This window comes from Pseudomonas sp. 2VD (assembly GCF_005503585.1).
Classification (GTDB): Bacteria; Pseudomonadota; Gammaproteobacteria; order Pseudomonadales; family Pseudomonadaceae; genus Pseudomonas; species Pseudomonas aeruginosa.
Genome location: NZ_SCND01000108.1, coordinates 1 through 15,882, shown reverse-complemented (window position 1 = coordinate 15,882; position 15,882 = coordinate 1). Strand labels below are relative to the sequence as shown.

The window sequence follows — 15,882 nt, the reverse complement described above, 5'->3', positions numbered from 1 at the left end:
GTAGTGGGAAACCTTCAGGCCGGCGGCGGCGAACAGCGTCTCGTGGATCGGCCAGGTCGGGTCGCTCAGCCAGATGCCGCGGCCGGGCAGGCAATGGGCGATGAAGTCGCCGGCCAGGCGCAAGGCGCCGGTGCCGCCGGGCGTCTGGGTGGCGTCGGCGCGTTGCTCCAGCAACAGCGGCGAGGCGGCGCCGAGCGCCAGTTCCGCCAGGCGCGCGGCGAACAGCGCATCGCCGTGGCCGCCGACGTAGCTCTTGGTGGTTTCCTGCTCGACCAGGCGCTGCTCGGCGAGTTTCACCGAGCGCAGGATCGGGGTCAGGCCCTGGGCATCCTTGTAGACACCGACGCCGAGATCCAGCTTGTCCGCGCGCGGATCGTTGCGGTAGGCGTCGAGCAGGCCCAGGATCGGGTCGCCCGGTACGCGGGCGACCTTGGCGAAATGACTCATTTGCGCCCCTCGGCGGTTTTCGCTACCTCGTCGGTGCGCGCCGCCATGATGAAGTCGTTGCGGTGCAGGCCCTTGATCGAGTGGCTCCACCAGGTCACGGTGACTTTGCCCCACTCGGTCAGCAGGCCCGGATGGTGGCCTTCGGCCTCGGATATCTCGCCGACGGCATTGGTAAAGGCCAGGGCGTGCTTGAAGTTCTTGAACAGGTAGACCTTCTCCAGTTGCATGATGCCGTCGCGGACTTCGATGTTCCAATCCGGAATCTGCCGCAGCAGCACGGGCAGTTCTTCGTCGCTGACGTGCGGGGCGTCGGCGCGGCAGGCTTCGCAATGGGCTTGGGTGAGTGCGGTCATGGTGGGAGTCCTTGGTTGTCGCATGTGGGAGCGGCGGACGGGCCGTGCCCGTCCACCATAGTACAAGGCCGCCGCGGGGTCAGCCGCGGCGGCGGCGTTTCTCGTCAGGCCGCCTGCTTGGGCGGGAACAGCGGCGCGTGCAGGCCCAGGCGCATGGCCTCGTGGACCAGCGCCATGATGTCTTCCTGGGCCAGTTGGAACAGGCGCTTGAGGTCGGGCAGGACGAAATAGAGCGGTTGCAGGATGTCGATGCGGTAGGGCGTGCGCATCGCCTCCAGCGGATTGAAGGCCTGGTGCAGCGGCTCGTCGGAGAGGCTGTAGACGGTCTCCTTCGGCGAGGAGAGGATGCCGCCGCCGTAGATGCGCTTGCCCTGGTCGGTCTCGACCAGGCCGAACTCGATGGTCATCCAGTACAGGCGGGCGAGGAACACGCGTTCCTCCTTGCTCGCCTTGAGGCCGAGCTTGCCGTAGGTATGGGTGAACTCGGCGAACCAGGGGTTGGTCAGCAGGGGGCAGTGGCCGAAGATCTCGTGGAAGATGTCCGGCTCCTGCAGGTAGTCCAGTTCTTCCGGGGTGCGGATGAAGGTGGCGACGGGGAATTGCTGGCTGGCCAGCAGTTCGAAGAAGGTCTGGAACGGAATCAGTGCCGGAACCCGCGCCACGCGCCAGCCGGTGGTGGCCTGGAGAACCCTGTTGATCTCGTCGAGCTGGGGGATCCGCTCGTGGGGCAGGCCGAGCTGTTCGATGCCGTCGAGGTATTCCTGACAGGCGCGGCCTTCGATCACCTTCAGTTGCCGGGTGATCAGGGTATTCCAGACCTGGTGCTCGGTTTCCGGATAGTGGATGAAACCGTTGTCGTCGGGCTGGCGGGCCACGTACTGCGTCGTTTTCATACGGACTCCATGAGCGGCTTGTGGCCGCGGGGTCTTTGTTGTTGTCGTTGCCTTATCGATACCGCGTCGGGACGGTCCGTGCAGCCCCGGATAGGGACCGGGCAACGGGGAGGAATCGGCGTTTTCGTAAAGTTTTCCTTACGAACTGTCCTGGGTCGCCTGTTCATTGGGCCAGGCATTCTTGCTGGTGAGTCTAACTGTCACATATTCTTGACGGAAATTTCCGGCCGGGAGTTAAAAAAACCGGCCGCGAGCCCATCAGAACGACAACACCGGGCCACGCCATGCGTATCAAAGTGCACTGCCAGAACCGTGTAGGCATCCTCCGCGACATCCTCAACCTGCTGGTCGACTACGGCATCAACGTCAATCGCGGCGAAGTCGGCGGCGACCAGGGCAACGCCATCTACCTGCTCTGTCCGAACATGATCAACCTCCAGTTGCAGTCGCTGCGGCCCAAGCTGGAGGCGGTGCCGGGGGTCTTCGGGGTCAAGCGCGTCGGCCTGATGCCCAGCGAGCGCCGGCACCTGGAACTCAACGCGCTGCTCGCCGCTCTGGACTTCCCGGTGCTCTCGGTGGACATGGGCGGGCAGATCGTCGCCGCCAACCGTGCCGCCGCGCAGTTGCTCGGCGTGCGCGTCGACGAGGTGCCGGGGATTCCGCTGTCGCGCTATGTCGAGGACCTCGACCTGCCCGAACTGGTGCGCGCCAACAAGGCGCGGATCAACGGGCTGCGGGTCAAGGTGAAGGGCGACGTGTTCCTCGCCGACATCGCGCCGCTGCAATCCGAGCACGACGAGAGCGAGGCGCTGGCTGGAGCGGTGCTGACCCTGCATCGCGCGGATCGCGTCGGCGAGCGCATCTACCATGTGCGCAAGCAGGAGCTGCGTGGCTTCGACAGTATCTTCCAGAGTTCGCGGGTAATGGCCGCGGTGGTCCGCGAGGCGCGGCGCATGGCGCCGCTGGACGCGCCGCTGCTGATCGAGGGCGAGACCGGCACCGGCAAGGAGCTGCTGGCGCGCGCCTGCCACCTGGCCAGCCCGCGCGGGCAGTCGCCGTTCATGGCGTTGAACTGCGCCGGCCTGCCGGAATCCATGGCCGAGACCGAGCTGTTCGGCTATGGTCCGGGAGCCTTCGAGGGCGCCCGTCCGGAAGGCAAGCTCGGCCTGCTGGAGCTTACCGCCGGCGGCACGCTGTTCCTCGACGGCGTCGGCGAGATGAGCCCGCGCCTGCAGGCCAAGCTGTTGCGCTTCCTGCAGGACGGCTGTTTCCGCCGGGTCGGCAGCGACGAGGAGGTGTACCTGGACGTGCGGGTGATCTGCGCCACCCAGGTAGACCTGTCCGAACTCTGCGCCAAGGGCGAATTCCGCCAGGACCTCTATCACCGTCTCAATGTGCTCTCGCTGCACATCCCGCCGCTGCGCGAGTGCCTGGATGGCCTGGCGCCGCTCGCCGAGCATTTCCTCGACCAGGCCAGCCGGCAGATCGGCTGCGGCCTGCCGAAGCTCTCCGGGCAGGCGCTGGAACGTCTCGAACGCTACCACTGGCCGGGCAACGTGCGGCAATTGGAAAACGTGCTGTTCCAGGCGGTTTCGCTGTGCGAAGGGGGAACGGTCAAGGCCGAGCACATCCGCCTGCCGGACTACGGCGCGCCGCAGCCGCTGGGGGATTTTTCCCTGGAAGGAGACCTCGACGCCATCGTCGGGCGCTTCGAGAAGGCGGTGCTGGAGCGCCTGTTCCGCGAGCATCCGAGCAGCCGCCAGTTGGGCAAGCGCCTCGGCGTTTCGCATACCACGGCGGCGAACAAGCTGCGCCAGCATGGCGTGGGGCAAGGCGAGGGCTGAGCGGCATGCTTGCCGGTTTGTTGCAGGCTGGGAAAGAAACGGCGGAGGCGTCGGCCCTTGTGGAAGGGCGGCAGCACGATGAGACGCGGGGAAGACGGCCAGGATGTTCGCCGAGGGGCGGGATTGTCGCCGCCGAGTACACAATGATCGCGCCGGATGGGCGAGTTGCCCGTCGTGGCGCGATCCTTCGGAGGTCGACCCGGAGGTCGAGGAGAGTTTAGCCGCCAGTGCAGCCGTTGCCCCAGACCTGATATTCGACGGTATGTTTCTGGCCGTTCGAATCTTCGTAGGTCATGCGTGCGGGAACGATGCCGCACGCATTGGAAGTGTCGGTTGAAGATATAACGCGAGCCACATCCAGTTGCATGCCATAGGCATATTCTTCAACAGCGTTTTCCTGCTGGCTGGCAGGTTGATCCTGGGCGCCAGCCGCCATCACCAGCGGCGAGCAGGCGAACAGGGCCATCAGGGCGAAAGCCTTCATTACTATTTACCTGAGTAGTTTCTGAGTGGGTACGATCTGCCGTCGGAAGACAGGCGGACAGGTCACCGGTGCAACTCGATAAACAAGGCTGGATAAGTAAGTCTGCAATCAAGTTGCGGAGTCGAAGTGCAACGGGAGTTAACTTCGGCTGTTGGGTTAATTGTAAGTTCGGATAGGCTGCGACATATAGACTCAGTCAAGACAAGAACCTTGTACGGATCGGTAACAATACCCTTGCGGCCCTCTGTGCCGCGGCTTTGCGACCGGCTCACGGGTTTCTTTCCTGGCCCAGGGGCGATTGCGGGTCGAGCAGGGCGCTGCGAATGAAGTGCAGGTAGCTGAGCACCCGTCGCAGCGGCGAGGTATCGAACTGCGGTGCGCGCGGCTCCGGTGCCGCCCGTACCGCCATGATCGCCTGGTTCACCGCGTGCAGGGCGCGCTGGCGGTTGCTCGGCCCGGGTTGCAGGAACAGCCGGATCAGCGCCCGGCCCATCAGGCGGATCGCCCGGCGCCAGGCGGTGCGTTCGGCGTAGCAGGGCTCCTGGGGCAGGCGTTGTTGTTCGAGGCGCAGCTCGATGATCGCCTGGCCGACCTCCAGCACCAGGAACATCCAGCCCAGCAACCGGCGCTGCACGTCTGGGCGGCCGGCGGAGAAGGTGTAGGCCTGGTTCAGCAGGTCGCGGGTGCCGCTTTCGAAACCGGAGACCAGGCCCTTGCTCTTGCCGCTGATGGCGAACACCACCCGCTCGCGCAGGTCGTGCTCCAGGCGCTTCCACATCCACGGCCGGTTCGGCGGCAGGATCACCATGGCGGCGACCGTGGCGAGGACCATCGACAAGAGTAGTGCCAGGTATTCGTTGAAGAAGGCCAGGGCGTCGTAGCGCGCCATGTTGGCCGGCAGCGAGGCGAAGCAGAACCACACCAGCAGGCCGACGCCGTAGCCGTTCCACTGCGGCCGCCAGAGCAGCAGGGCGCCGACCGCGAAGACCGGCAGCAGGCAGCAGAGCAGCATCGGGAAACCGTCCACGTGGGGTAGCAGGTAGAGCAGCACGAACAGCCCGGTGCAGGCCCCGGCGAGGGTCCCGAGGGTGAGTTGCAGCGACAACCGGCCGGGATTCGGCGAGGTCGAGGAGAGCGCCGAGATCAGTACCGCGGTGAGGGCGAAGGTGCCGCCGTGGGGCCAGGAGGTCTGGATCCAGAACGTGCCGAGCAGGCCGATCATCAGCGCGCTGCGCGCTCCGGCGACCAGCGCGGCGACCGGGTTGGCGCGGGCGACGAAGCTTTCCTTCCATTGCTCGCGGGCATGGTGGTGTTCGGCCAGGGAAGCGTGGGTCAGGGCGTAGTTGTGCAGGTCGTCGGTGAAACGGAAGGCCAGTTCGGCGGCGGTGTTGAAATCCAGCAGGTCGTTCTCGCCGGGGCGCTGCTCCACCAGGCGCTGGCGGGCCTGGCGGATGTTCTGCATCAGTTCCGGCTTGTAGGCCTCGATGCGTTCGGCCAGGCGCGCGGCGTCGGCGTCGGTGGGCGTCCGTTCGCGAATCGGCGCGAGCAGCCCGGCAAGCTCCGCCAGGCAGGGCGCCAGGACCACCAGGACATTCTGCGCCCCGCGCCCGCGCAGGCGTTCGAGCAGGCGGTGGAGGCCGTGGAAGCGACTGGTCATGACCATGAATTCGTTGTTCAGGCGAATCAGCCGGCCGCTGCGCAGGCGCATGTGCGGATCTTCGAAAGTAGTGGCGCTGCGCAGGTTTTCCAGGCCCACGGACTGGGCGACGAAGCGCGCGCTGAGCTCGCCGAAGCGCTCGCCGTCGAGGCTGCCCTGCAGGCCTTCGGCGGCGAACTCGGCGAAGTCGCGGAAGCGCCCATAGAGTGTGTTGCGCAGGGCGGCGCCGCTGGTCTGCGGCAGGAAGATGGCGCTGACGGTACCGGTGCAGAGGATGCCCAGGGATATTTCCAGGACCCGCCACAGCGCCGCCATGAAGGCGCCTTCCGGGTGCGCGGTGGCTGGAATCCCGATCATGGTCGCGGTGTAGCCGGCGAGTACGCAGGCGTAGCCGCGGAAATCGCGGTAGCGCGCGGCGCCGGCGGTGCACAGGCCGACCCAGAGCGCCAGACAGGCAAGGAACAGCACGCGCTCCTGGGCGAACAGGGCGATCAGAGTGACCATCACGCTGAGGCCGATCAGGGTTCCGACGATGCGGTAGAAGCTCTTGGCCAGGACCTGCCCGCTCTGCGTCTGCATGACGATGAAGACCGTCACCAGCACCGTGCTTGGCTGCGGCAGCTCCAGGCGATAGGCCAGCCACAGGGCGAGGCTGGCGGTGAGCAGGGCCTTGAACACGAAGACCCAGGCGACGCCGTCGCTACGCGCCCATTCGAGCAGGGCGCGGCGCAATTCGTCGGGGCTGGGAAAGAACGTGAGGGGAGCCGGTGGAACCAGGGGGAGACCTTTCCGGGTGGCGCGGGGCACTGCTGCGAATCCTGAACGACGGCGAGGGGAGGCCGAAACGGCTGGGAATTCTAGGAGCGCCCGCGCTTGCGGATAAGAGCTCGGATAGGTGAAAAATTTTTGTCACAAAAGGCAATAATAGGTGGGTTGACTCGTGACAGAATCTGCGCCGCCTTGGGGTGTCCTCCGGGTTGCGTGGAAAAGAGACGCGCCATAAGCGTCAGAGCCTAGAGGGCCGTGATGGATATCCTGTTCAATATGCGCGCGTTCGTCAGCGTCGCGGAGACCGGCAGTTTCACTGCCGCCGCCCAGCGCCTGGACCTGACGACCGCCTATGTCTCCCGTGCGGTGGCCAAGCTGGAGGCCCACCTGCAGACCCGCCTGCTGCATCGCACCACCCGGCGCATCGCGCTGACCGAAGCCGGGCAGCGCTACCTGATGCGCGCCCAGCAGATACTCGCCTACATCGAGGAGGCCGAGGCCGAGGCGGGCGACGCCCATGCGCGGCCGTCGGGCACGCTGAAGGTCCACGCGATGACCGGCATCGGCCAGCACTACCTGATCAAGGCCATCTCGCAATACTGCGAGACCTACCCGGAGGTTGGCTTCGACCTGACCCTGGCCAACCGGATCACCGACATTCTCGACGAGGGCTACGACATTTCCGTGGTGATAGCCCCCGAACTGCCGGACTCCGGTTTCGTCTCCAAGTGCATCGGCCAGACCTACAGCATCCTCTGCGCCTCGCCGGGCTACATTGCCGCGCACGGCTTCCCCAAGCTGCCGGCGGAGCTGTCCGCGCACCGTTGCCTGCGCCTGGTGAACTCGGTGATGTCGCTGGACCGCTGGCTGTTCGACGGGCCCGACGGCCAGGAACTGGCCTGCATCAACCAGACGCATTTCCAGGTCAACACCGCCGACGCCATGACCGAGGCGGTGGTCTCCGGCATGGGTATCGGCGCGCTGCCGGTGTACGCGGCGGTCAACGGCCTGAAGGACGGCAGCCTGGTGCGGGTGTTGCCGCGCTATAGCCTGTTCCATCTCAACGTCTACGCCCTCTACCCCTCGCGGCAGTACCTGGATGCGAAGATCCGCACCTGGGTCGAGTTCCTCCGCGAGCACATGCCGGCGATGCTCGCCGCGGACGAGCGCAGCCTGGCGGAGAGCGGTGGGTTGGCGAACTGAGCGGGAGTGGTGGGCGGCCCCCTACAGGCTGTCTCCCACCCTCTGCAACTCCTCGATCAACGCCCGCAGGCAACTCGGCAGTGCTTCCAGGTCGCGTACCAGCAGGCTGCGCTCGCGGATCGCCCAGGGCTCGTCGAGTTCGATGGTCGCCAGTTTCATCGTCCGGCTGTGGCGGCGCGCGGCGGACTGCGGGATCACGCCGATGCCGACGCCGCCCTCGATCATCCGGCAGATCGCCTCGAAGCTGGAGACCTGGATGCGCAGCGATAGCTGCTCGCCCATCTGCTCCACCCGTTCGTACAGGAAGGCGTGCAGGGTGGTGCCCTCGGGCAGGCCGATATGCTGGAACTGCAGGGTGTCGCGCAGGCGTACCCTGGCCTGTCCGGCCAGCGGATGGCCCTGGGGTACCGCCATCACCAGGCGGTCGGTGCTGAAATGCAGGACCTGCAGGCCACTGGCCGCCACCGGCCCGGCGATGATGCCGAGGTCGGTGGAGCCGTCCAGCACGCCGCGGACAATGTCGCGGCTGAGGCGTTCCTGCAGGTCGACGGTGACGCCGGGACGAGCGGCAAGGAAGCCGGCGAGGATTTCCGGAAGGAATTCGGTGACCGCGGTGGTATTGGCGAAGATGCGGATATGCCCGGCGGCGTCGCTGCCGTACTCGGTGAACTCGCTCTTCAGGTATTCCACCTGGCGCATGATCAGCCGCGCGTGCTGTAGCAGGCGCTGGCCCGCCGGGGTCAGTTCGACGCCGCGGCTGTCGCGGTACAGCAGGCGGCTGCCGAGCTGGCCTTCGAGCGCCTTGACCCGTGCGCTGGCGGCGGCCGGGGAAAGGAAGGCGCGGCGCGCGCCCTGGGTCAGGCTGGGCGACTCGGCGATATGGATGAACAGGCGCAGGTCGGCGAGATCGAAATGCATGGGCACTCCATGGCGTTCGGCAAATCCGAACGCGCCATTGCGTAATTGCAAATTCTCAAAACGCTAGCATCCTATCATTCTCCTCCCATCACCCCCTAGGTCATGGGAAGCCACGCATGAGTGAGTCCGCTTTCGCCCCCTGGATCGGTCGCCAGGAAGAAACCCACGATCAATTGAGCCGCAACCTGGTCAAGCGCATCGCCGCCACCTTCGGCGAGCCGACCCCGGCCCACGGCGAAGCGCTGCCGCCGCTCTGGCACTGGGCGTTCTTCCAGGACCCGGTGGAGGCCGCCGGCCTCGGCGTCGACGGCCACCCGGCGCGCGGCGGTTTCCTGCCGCCGGCGGACGATCGCAACCGCATGTGGGCCGGCGGGCGCCTGGAGTTCCACCAGCCGCTGCGGGTCGGCGGCGAGGCCAGCCGCACCTCGACCATCCTTCGGGTCGAGGAGAAGCACGGTCGCAGCGGCGCGCTGCTGTTCGTCACCCTGCGCCACGACTACCGCCAGGACGGCCAGCTGGCGCTGAGGGAAGAGCACGACATCGTCTACCGCGAACCGACCCCGCCCAAGCTCGGCGGTACCGAGGCCTTGCCCGAGGGCGACTGGCGCGAGGCGCTGGAACCCGATCCGGTGTTGCTGTTCCGCTACTCGGCGGTGACTTTCAACGGCCACCGCATTCACTACGACTGGCCCTATGTCACCGACGCCGAAGGCTATCCGGGCCTGGTGGTGCACGGTCCGCTGATCGCCACCCTGGCCCTGCGCGCGTTCTGCCGGGCCAATCCGCAGGCACGCCTGCGCCGCTTCGCCTATCGCGGCCTGCGCCCGCTGATCTGTCCCGAGCCGTTCGAGGTCGGTGGCCGCCTGCTCGCTGCCGGCAAGGCCGAGGTATGGGTCGGCAATGGCGCCGGCCTGGCCCAGCGCGGCGACGTGGAATTCGACTGAAAGGGCCCCAGCGCCCATCCAACGACAAGAATCGAGGAGTCACCGATGAATCCGAACAGCGAAGAGCTGAACGCGATCCGCGAGGGCGTACGTGCCCTCTGCGCCGAATTCGACGCCGCCTACTGGCGCCGCATCGACGAGCAGCGCGGTTTTCCCGAGGCCTTCGTCAAGGCCCTGACCGACGCCGGCTGGCTCTCGGCAATGATCCCGGAGGAGTACGGCGGTTCCGGCCTGGGCCTGGCCGAGGCCTCGGTGATCCTGGAGGAAGTCAACCGCTGCGGCGGCAACTCCGGCACCGTGCACGGGCAGATGTACAACATGTTCACGCTGCTGCGTAACGGCAGCGAGGCGCAGAAGCGCTTCTACCTGCCGAAGCTGGCCAGCGGCGAGCTGCGCCTGCAGTCGATGGGGGTGACCGAGCCGACCACCGGCACCGATACCACCAAGATCAAGACCACCGCCGTGCGCAAGGGCGACCGCTATGTGATCAACGGGCAGAAGGTGTGGATCTCGCGGATCCAGCACTCCGACCTGATGATCCTGCTGGCGCGCACCACGCCGCTGGCCGAGGTGAAGCGCAAGTCCGAAGGCATGTCGATCTTCCTCGTCGACCTGCGCGAGGCCATCGGCAAGGGCCTGACCGTGCAGCCGATCGCCAACATGGTCAACCACGAGACCAACGAGCTGTTCTTCGACAACCTCGAGATCCCCGCCGATAGCCTGATCGGCGAGGAAGGCAAGGGCTTCCGCTACATCCTCGACGGCCTCAATGCCGAGCGCACCCTGATCGCCGCCGAATGCATCGGCGACGGCCGCTGGTTCATCGACAAGGCCAGCCACTATGCCCGCGACCGCGTGGTCTTCGGCCGGCCGATAGGGCAGAACCAGGGCGTGCAGTTCCCCATCGCCGAGGCGCACATCGAAGTGGAGGCCGCCGACCTGATGCGCTGGCGCGCCTGCCAGGAGTACGACGCCGGGCTCAACGCCGGGGCCAGCGCGAACATGGCCAAGTACCTGGCGGCGAAAGCTTCCTGGGAGGCGGCCAACGCCTGCCTGCAGACCCACGGCGGCTTCGGCTTCGCCTGCGAGTACGACGTCGAGCGCAAGTTCCGCGAGACCCGCCTGTACCAGGTGGCGCCGATCTCCACCAACCTGATCCTGTCCTACGTGGCCGAGCACCTGCTCGAACTGCCGCGCTCGTTCTGAAGCGGGAGCCGCCCATGCAGATCGACCGTCTCGACCACCTGGTGCTCACCGTCCGCGACATCGACGCCAGCATCGATTTCTACACCCGCGTACTGGGTATGCGCGCCGTTACCTTCGGCGCGGGTCGCAAGGCCCTCGCCTTCGGTGCGCAGAAGATCAACCTGCACCAGGCCGGGGGCGAATTCGAACCCAAGGCCGAGCGACCTACGCCGGGGTCCGCCGACCTCTGTTTCATCGTCGCCACGCCACTCGAGGCGGTGGCCGAGCAACTGCGCCAGCAGGCCGTGGAAATCCTCGAGGGCCCGGTGCAGCGCACCGGCGCCGGCGGGCCGATCCTCTCGCTGTACCTGCGCGACCCCGACCTGAACCTGATCGAACTGAGCAACCCGCTGTAGGCCGCGTGCCTCGGGACAACTACAAGAGAGCGTTGGTCATGACCGACTACACCCAGCAACTCGCCGGCTTTCTCGCCGGCCTGCGCTACCAGGACCTGCCGCCGGCGGTGCTGGCGCGGATGGAAGAATTGTTCCTCGACTGGCTCGGCTCGGCGCTGGCCGGCAAGGGCCAGCATCCGATCCCATTGTTCGAGCGCTACGCCGAACGCATGGGCCCGGCCGATGGTAGCGCGCAGATCCTGCCCAGCCGGCGGCGCAGCTCGCCGTATTTCGCCGCCCTGGTGAACGGCGCGGCTTCCCACGTGGTGGAGCAGGACGACCTGCACAACAGCTCGGTGCTGCACCCCGCGGCAGTGGTCTTCCCTGCCGCCCTGGCCGCGGCCCAGGACCTCGGCCGCAGTGGCGCCGAGCTGATCCTCGCGGCGGTGGCCGGCTACGAGGCCGGCATCCGCATCGGCGAATTCCTCGGTCGTTCCCACTACCGGGTGTTCCATACCACTGCCACGGTCGGCACCCTCGCCGCGGCAGTGGCGGTGGGCAAGCTGATGGACTTCGACCGCGAGCGCTTCGTCGACCTGCTCGGCAGCGCCGGAACCCAGGCCGCCGGGCTCTGGGAGTTCCTCCGCGACGCCGCCGATTCCAAGCAGTTGCATACCGCCAAGGCCGCCGCCGACGGGCTGCTCGCCGCCTATCTCACCGCCGACGGCCTGAGCGGCGCGCGACACATCCTCGAAGGCGAGCAGGGGATGGCCGCCGGGATGTCCAGCGACGCCGACCCCGAGCGCCTGGTGGATCGCCTCGGCAGCCGCTGGGCGTTGCTGGAAACCTCGTTCAAGTTCCACGCCTCGTGCCGCCATACCCATCCCGCGGCCGACGCGCTGCTGGCGCTGATGCAGCGCGAAGGGCTCGATCACTCGCAGATCGCCGCGGTCACTGCGCGGGTCCACCAGGGCGCCATCGACGTGCTCGGCCGGGTGGTCGAGCCGCAGACCGTGCACCAGGCGAAGTTCTCCATGGGCACCGTGCTGGGCCTGATCGCCGTGTACGGCAAGGCCGGCCTCGGCGAGTTCCATCGGCATGCGCTGAGCGACCCACGGGTCGCTGCGTTCCGCGAGCGGGTCGAGATGCGCCTGGACCCGGAGGTCGACGCCGCCTATCCGCAGCGCTGGCTCGGGCGGGTCGAAGTACTGGATGGCGAAGGGCGGCGCCATACCGCCGCCATCGACGAACCCAAGGGCGATCCCGGCAATACCCTCAGCCGCGACGAGCTGGCCGACAAGTTCCGCCGCCTGCTGGCGTTTTCCGGCGCGGCCACCGGCGCCGAGGCGGAGATCCTTATCCAGCGGGCCTGGGGCCTGCGTCAGGCGCCTTCCGTAACGCCCCTGATCTGATCAACCGAACCAGCCGCACCTCGTCTTCGACGGACGAGGGCAGGGAGTCCGACCCATGACGCAATCCCACCAGCCGCGCCCGCTCGACGGCATCACCGTGGTCAGCCTGGAGCACGCCATCGCCGCGCCCTTCTGCACCCGCCAACTGGCCGATCTCGGCGCGCGGGTGATCAAGATCGAACGCCCCGGCGTCGGCGATTTCGCCCGCGGTTACGACGAGCGGGTCAACGGCCTGTCGTCGCACTTCGTCTGGACCAATCGTTCCAAGCAGAGCCTCAGCCTCGATCTCAAGCAGGCCGAGGCGCTGCCGTTGCTGGAGAAGCTGCTGGCCGGCGCCGACGTGCTGGTGCAGAACCTCGCGCCGGGCGCCGCCGCGCGCCTGGGCCTGTCCTACGAGGCGTTGCGCGAGCGCTTCCCGCGACTGATCGTCTGCGATATCTCCGGCTACGGCGAAGGCGGTCCCTACGAGAAGAAGAAGGCCTACGACCTGCTGATCCAGAGCGAGGGCGGCTTCCTTTCGGTGACCGGCGGCGCCGGGCCGAACGAGATGGCCAAGGCCGGCTGTTCGATCGCCGATATCGCCGCCGGCATGTACGCCTACAGCAGCATCCTCTCGGCCCTGCTGCTCCGCGAGCGCACTGGCGAGGGCAGCCGCATCGACGTGTCGATGCTGGAGAGCCTGGTGGAGTGGATGGGCTACCCGATGTACTACGCCTACCAGGACGCGCCGCCACCGCCGCGCGCCGGCGCTTCGCACTCGACCATCTACCCCTATGGGCCATTCCCCGCCGGCGACGGCGGCACGGTGATGCTCGGCCTGCAGAACGAGCGCGAGTGGCGGGCCTTCTGCGACAAGGTCCTGCGCCGCCCGGAGCTGGCCGACGACGAACGCTTCTCGGCGAACTTCAAGCGCTCGGCCAACCGCGAGGAGCTGCGTGCGCTGATCGTCGAAGCCTTCGCCGCCTTGCCGGCCGCCGAGGTGGTGGCGCGCCTGGAACAGGCGCAGATCGCCAACGCCCACGTCAACGACATGGCCGGGGTCTGGGCGCACCCGCAGTTACAGGCGCGGCAACGCTGGACCTCCATCGACAGCCCGGCCGGGCGCCTGCCGGCGTTGTTGCCGCCGGCCAGCAGCAGCGCCTTCGTTCCGCGCATGGATGCGGTGCCGGCGCTGGGCGGCGACAGCGACGCGCTGCTTGCCGAACTGGGCTGTACCGCGGCCGATATCCAGCGCCTGCGCGCGACCGGAACGGTATGAGGAGACGGACATGAACCGACAGATCGTGCGCAGCGCGCTGTTCGTCCCGGCGACCCGCCCGGAGCGGATCCCCAAGGCCCTTGCCAGCGGCGCCGACCGGGTCATCGTCGACCTCGAGGATGCGGTGGAGGAGGGGCTGAAGGTCGAGGCGCGGGCCAATCTCCGGCGTTTCCTCGTCGATACGCCGGAAGCCCGGGTGCTGGTGCGGATCAACGCGGCGGAGCATCCCGGACATGCCGACGACCTGGCGCTGTGCCGCGACCACGCCGGAGTGATCGGCCTGCTCCTGCCGAAAGTGGAGAGCGCCGCCCAGGTGCGCCACGCCGCCGTGGCCAGCGGCAAGCCGGTCTGGCCCATCGTCGAGAGTGCCCGCGGCCTTGCCGCGCTGGGCGAGATCGCCGCCGCCGCGGGGGTCGAGCGGCTGTCCTTCGGCAGCCTCGACCTGGCCCTGGATCTCGATCTCAACACCGGCAGCAACGCAGCCGAACAGATTCTCGGTCACGCCCGTTACGCGCTGCTCCTGCAATCGCGCCTGGCAGGCCTGGCGCCGCCGCTGGACGGCGTCTACCCGGCGATCCAGAACCGTGTCGGACTGGTCGAGGCAGTGCGCTTCGCTCGCGACATGGGCTTCGGCGGGTTGCTGTGCATCCATCCGAGCCAGGTCGAGCCGATCCACCAGACATTGATGCCGAGTCTCGCGGAACTGGAGTGGGCGCGTCGGGTGGCAGAGGCCGGCGCCTCCGGTGCCGGCGTCTTCGTGGTCGACGGCGAAATGGTCGACGCGCCGGTGCTGGGACGCGCGCGACGCCTGCTGGAGCGGGCCGGGGAGGGGGGCTGAACGCGTTCGACAGACGCGAACGCGGGCTTGAGCAATGGCGAATTCTCCGAACGCGCCGGCTGCGTCAGGCTCGTCGATACCTCGAAAGCACAACAACAATCTGAGGTCACGAAATGTTCAAGACGATGGTACGGGCGCTGTTGTGCGCCCTGGCGATCGGTGGCTCCTGCCTGGCGAATGCCGCGCAGCCGATCGTCATCAAGTTTTCCCACGTGGTCGCGGAAAACACGCCCAAGGGCCAGGGCGCGCTGCTGTTCAAGAAGCTCGTCGAACAGCGCCTGGGCGGCCGGGTCGAGGTGGACGTCTATCCCAACTCGTCGCTGTTCGGCGATGGCAAGGAAATGGAGGCGCTGCTGCTGGGCGACGTGCAGATGCTGGCGCCGTCCCTGGCCAAGTTCGAGCAGTACACGCGCAAGGTGCAGATCTTCGACCTGCCGTTCCTCTTCGACGACATCCAGGCGGTCGACCGCTTCCAGCGCAGCCCGCAGGGGCGCGCCCTGCTGACCAGCATGCAGGGCAAGGGCATCCTCGGCCTGGCCTACTGGCACAACGGGATGAAGCAGCTCTCCGCCAATCGCCCGTTGCTGGAGCCGGAAGACGCGCGCGGGCTGAAATTCCGCGTGCAGGCGTCCGACGTGCTCAACGAGCAGTTCCGCCAGCTCCGCGCGATCTCCCGGAAGATGTCCTTCGCCGAGGTCTACCAGGGCTTGCAGACCGGCGTGGTGAATGGCACCGAGAACACCTGGTCGAACTACGAGAGCCAGAAGGTCAACGAGGTGCAGAAGTATTTCACCGAGTCCAACCACGGCCTGGTGGACTACATGGTGATCACCAACGCGAAGTTCTGGAACGGCCTCCCGGCGGACATCCGCGAAGCGCTGCAGCGGATCATGGACGAGGTCACCGTGCAGGTGAACCTCGAGGCCGAGCGCCTCAACCGCGACGCCCGCCAGCGCATCCTCGCCAGTGGCGTCAGCGAGATCCATACCCTGACCCCGCAGCAGCGCGCCGACTGGCGCCAGGCGATGCAGCCGGTATGGCAGAAATTCCGCGGCAATGTCGGCGCTGACCTGCTCCAGGCCGCCGAAGCCTCCAACCGTCCCGATTGACCCGTCCGGCCCCGCCCGGCCGGGCGGGGCATTGTGGAGAACGCTGCGATGAATCGACTCGTGCGCGTCTGGAACCGCTTCGAGGAGGGCGCTATCGCCTTCCTGCTGGCGGCGATGACGCTGGTGACCTTCCTCTATGTGGTGATGACCAACGTCTTCACCCTGTTCTACGAC

General features: G+C 67.2%; 15 protein-coding genes and 1 pseudogene. 10 read left to right on the top strand and 6 right to left on the bottom strand.

Going from position 1 to position 15,882, the window contains the following annotated elements; all coding sequences use genetic code 11:
- From FFS27_RS14230 to phhA, 3 genes are all read right to left on the bottom strand, one after another.
- The coding region (locus tag FFS27_RS14230; RefSeq protein ID WP_137952066.1) for an aminotransferase class I/II-fold pyridoxal phosphate-dependent enzyme at window positions 1–447 on the bottom strand (447 nt) is incomplete at its 3' end.
- Window positions 444–800 (bottom strand): 4a-hydroxytetrahydrobiopterin dehydratase, encoded by a 357-nt coding sequence (locus FFS27_RS14225; protein ID WP_003085898.1) that lies wholly within the window; start codon window positions 798–800, stop codon window positions 444–446. The genes FFS27_RS14225 and FFS27_RS14230, both read right to left, overlap by 4 nt.
- Window positions 801–904: 104 nt before the next feature.
- The gene (phhA, locus tag FFS27_RS14220) at window positions 905–1,693 is read right to left on the bottom strand and encodes a phenylalanine 4-monooxygenase (RefSeq protein ID WP_003114241.1); all 789 of its coding nucleotides are present in this window, start codon (window positions 1,691–1,693) and stop codon (window positions 905–907) included.
- Between the two features lie 284 nt (window positions 1,694–1,977).
- On the opposite strand from phhA, the gene FFS27_RS14215 reads away from it, so the two are divergent.
- Window positions 1,978–3,537, top strand: coding sequence for a sigma-54-dependent phenylalanine hydroxylase transcriptional regulator PhhR (locus tag FFS27_RS14215; RefSeq protein WP_022580712.1), 1,560 nt, complete (start codon window positions 1,978–1,980; stop codon window positions 3,535–3,537).
- A gap of 217 nt (window positions 3,538–3,754) precedes the next feature.
- Here the strand turns inward: FFS27_RS14215 and FFS27_RS14205 are convergent, their stop codons facing one another.
- Together FFS27_RS14205 and FFS27_RS14195 are read right to left on the bottom strand one after the other, a co-directional pair.
- Window positions 3,755–4,021, bottom strand: a complete 267-nt coding sequence (locus tag FFS27_RS14205) for a DUF2790 domain-containing protein (RefSeq protein ID WP_003085904.1) — start codon at window positions 4,019–4,021, stop codon at window positions 3,755–3,757.
- A 268-nt stretch (window positions 4,022–4,289) separates the two neighbouring features.
- A complete protein-coding gene (locus tag FFS27_RS14195; protein WP_023101473.1) occupies window positions 4,290–6,485 on the bottom strand; it encodes an FUSC family protein in 2,196 nt (731 codons plus the stop codon).
- 219 nt (window positions 6,486–6,704) lie between these two features.
- On the opposite strand from FFS27_RS14195, the gene FFS27_RS14190 reads away from it, so the two are divergent.
- On the top strand, window positions 6,705–7,649 hold the full coding sequence (locus FFS27_RS14190) for a LysR family transcriptional regulator (RefSeq protein WP_003085907.1): 945 nt from the start codon (window positions 6,705–6,707) through the stop codon (window positions 7,647–7,649).
- 21 nt (window positions 7,650–7,670) lie between these two features.
- Here FFS27_RS14190 and FFS27_RS14185 read toward each other — a convergent pair whose 3' ends face one another.
- Complete coding sequence (locus FFS27_RS14185) at window positions 7,671–8,567, bottom strand: LysR family transcriptional regulator (protein WP_003085908.1); 897 nt, start codon at window positions 8,565–8,567, stop codon at window positions 7,671–7,673.
- 116 nt (window positions 8,568–8,683) lie between these two features.
- Here FFS27_RS14185 and FFS27_RS14180 point away from each other — a divergent pair, with 116 nt between their 5' ends.
- The 8 genes and pseudogenes from FFS27_RS14180 to FFS27_RS14145 all read left to right on the top strand — a co-directional run.
- Window positions 8,684–9,511 (top strand): FAS1-like dehydratase domain-containing protein, encoded by an 828-nt coding sequence (locus FFS27_RS14180; RefSeq protein WP_023101472.1) that lies wholly within the window; start codon window positions 8,684–8,686, stop codon window positions 9,509–9,511.
- A 45-nt stretch (window positions 9,512–9,556) separates the two neighbouring features.
- Window positions 9,557–10,717 carry an acyl-CoA dehydrogenase family protein gene (locus FFS27_RS14175; RefSeq protein ID WP_003085913.1) on the top strand — a complete coding sequence of 387 codons (1,161 nt, stop codon included), beginning with the start codon at window positions 9,557–9,559 and terminating at the stop codon, window positions 10,715–10,717.
- 14 nt (window positions 10,718–10,731) lie between these two features.
- Window positions 10,732–11,112 carry a VOC family protein gene (locus FFS27_RS14170; protein ID WP_003085915.1) on the top strand — a complete coding sequence of 127 codons (381 nt, stop codon included), beginning with the start codon at window positions 10,732–10,734 and terminating at the stop codon, window positions 11,110–11,112.
- A gap of 38 nt (window positions 11,113–11,150) precedes the next feature.
- A complete protein-coding gene (locus tag FFS27_RS14165) occupies window positions 11,151–12,503 on the top strand; it encodes an MmgE/PrpD family protein (RefSeq protein WP_003134275.1) in 1,353 nt (450 codons plus the stop codon).
- Window positions 12,504–12,558: 55 nt separating this feature from the next.
- Window positions 12,559–13,761 (top strand): CaiB/BaiF CoA transferase family protein, encoded by a 1,203-nt coding sequence (locus FFS27_RS14160; RefSeq protein WP_003110264.1) that lies wholly within the window; start codon window positions 12,559–12,561, stop codon window positions 13,759–13,761.
- Between the two features lie 10 nt (window positions 13,762–13,771).
- Window positions 13,772–14,599 (top strand): HpcH/HpaI aldolase/citrate lyase family protein, encoded by an 828-nt coding sequence (locus FFS27_RS14155; RefSeq protein ID WP_003134274.1) that lies wholly within the window; start codon window positions 13,772–13,774, stop codon window positions 14,597–14,599.
- A 113-nt stretch (window positions 14,600–14,712) separates the two neighbouring features.
- On the top strand, window positions 14,713–15,708 hold the full coding sequence (locus tag FFS27_RS14150; RefSeq protein ID WP_003110262.1) for a TRAP transporter substrate-binding protein: 996 nt from the start codon (window positions 14,713–14,715) through the stop codon (window positions 15,706–15,708).
- Window positions 15,709–15,756: 48 nt separating this feature from the next.
- Window positions 15,757–15,882, top strand: a pseudogene (locus tag FFS27_RS14145) (C4-dicarboxylate ABC transporter); the annotation flags it as partial.

What these genes read in the sequence shown, in the direction of transcription:
- FFS27_RS14225 (WP_003085898.1), bottom strand. Translation starts at nt 800, where the DNA reads ATGACCGCACTCACCCAAGCCCATTGCGAAGCCTGCCGCGCCGACGCC.
- phhA (WP_003114241.1), bottom strand. Translation starts at nt 1,693, where the DNA reads ATGAAAACGACGCAGTACGTGGCCCGCCAGCCCGACGACAACGGTTTC.
- FFS27_RS14215 (WP_022580712.1), top strand. Translation starts at nt 1,978, where the DNA reads ATGCGTATCAAAGTGCACTGCCAGAACCGTGTAGGCATCCTCCGCGAC.
- FFS27_RS14205 (WP_003085904.1), bottom strand. Translation starts at nt 4,021, where the DNA reads ATGAAGGCTTTCGCCCTGATGGCCCTGTTCGCCTGCTCGCCGCTGGTG.
- FFS27_RS14190 (WP_003085907.1), top strand. Translation starts at nt 6,705, where the DNA reads ATGGATATCCTGTTCAATATGCGCGCGTTCGTCAGCGTCGCGGAGACC.
- FFS27_RS14185 (WP_003085908.1), bottom strand. Translation starts at nt 8,567, where the DNA reads ATGCATTTCGATCTCGCCGACCTGCGCCTGTTCATCCATATCGCCGAG.
- FFS27_RS14180 (WP_023101472.1), top strand. Translation starts at nt 8,684, where the DNA reads ATGAGTGAGTCCGCTTTCGCCCCCTGGATCGGTCGCCAGGAAGAAACC.
- FFS27_RS14175 (WP_003085913.1), top strand. Translation starts at nt 9,557, where the DNA reads ATGAATCCGAACAGCGAAGAGCTGAACGCGATCCGCGAGGGCGTACGT.
- FFS27_RS14170 (WP_003085915.1), top strand. Translation starts at nt 10,732, where the DNA reads ATGCAGATCGACCGTCTCGACCACCTGGTGCTCACCGTCCGCGACATC.
- FFS27_RS14165 (WP_003134275.1), top strand. Translation starts at nt 11,151, where the DNA reads ATGACCGACTACACCCAGCAACTCGCCGGCTTTCTCGCCGGCCTGCGC.
- FFS27_RS14160 (WP_003110264.1), top strand. Translation starts at nt 12,559, where the DNA reads ATGACGCAATCCCACCAGCCGCGCCCGCTCGACGGCATCACCGTGGTC.
- FFS27_RS14155 (WP_003134274.1), top strand. Translation starts at nt 13,772, where the DNA reads ATGAACCGACAGATCGTGCGCAGCGCGCTGTTCGTCCCGGCGACCCGC.
- FFS27_RS14150 (WP_003110262.1), top strand. Translation starts at nt 14,713, where the DNA reads ATGTTCAAGACGATGGTACGGGCGCTGTTGTGCGCCCTGGCGATCGGT.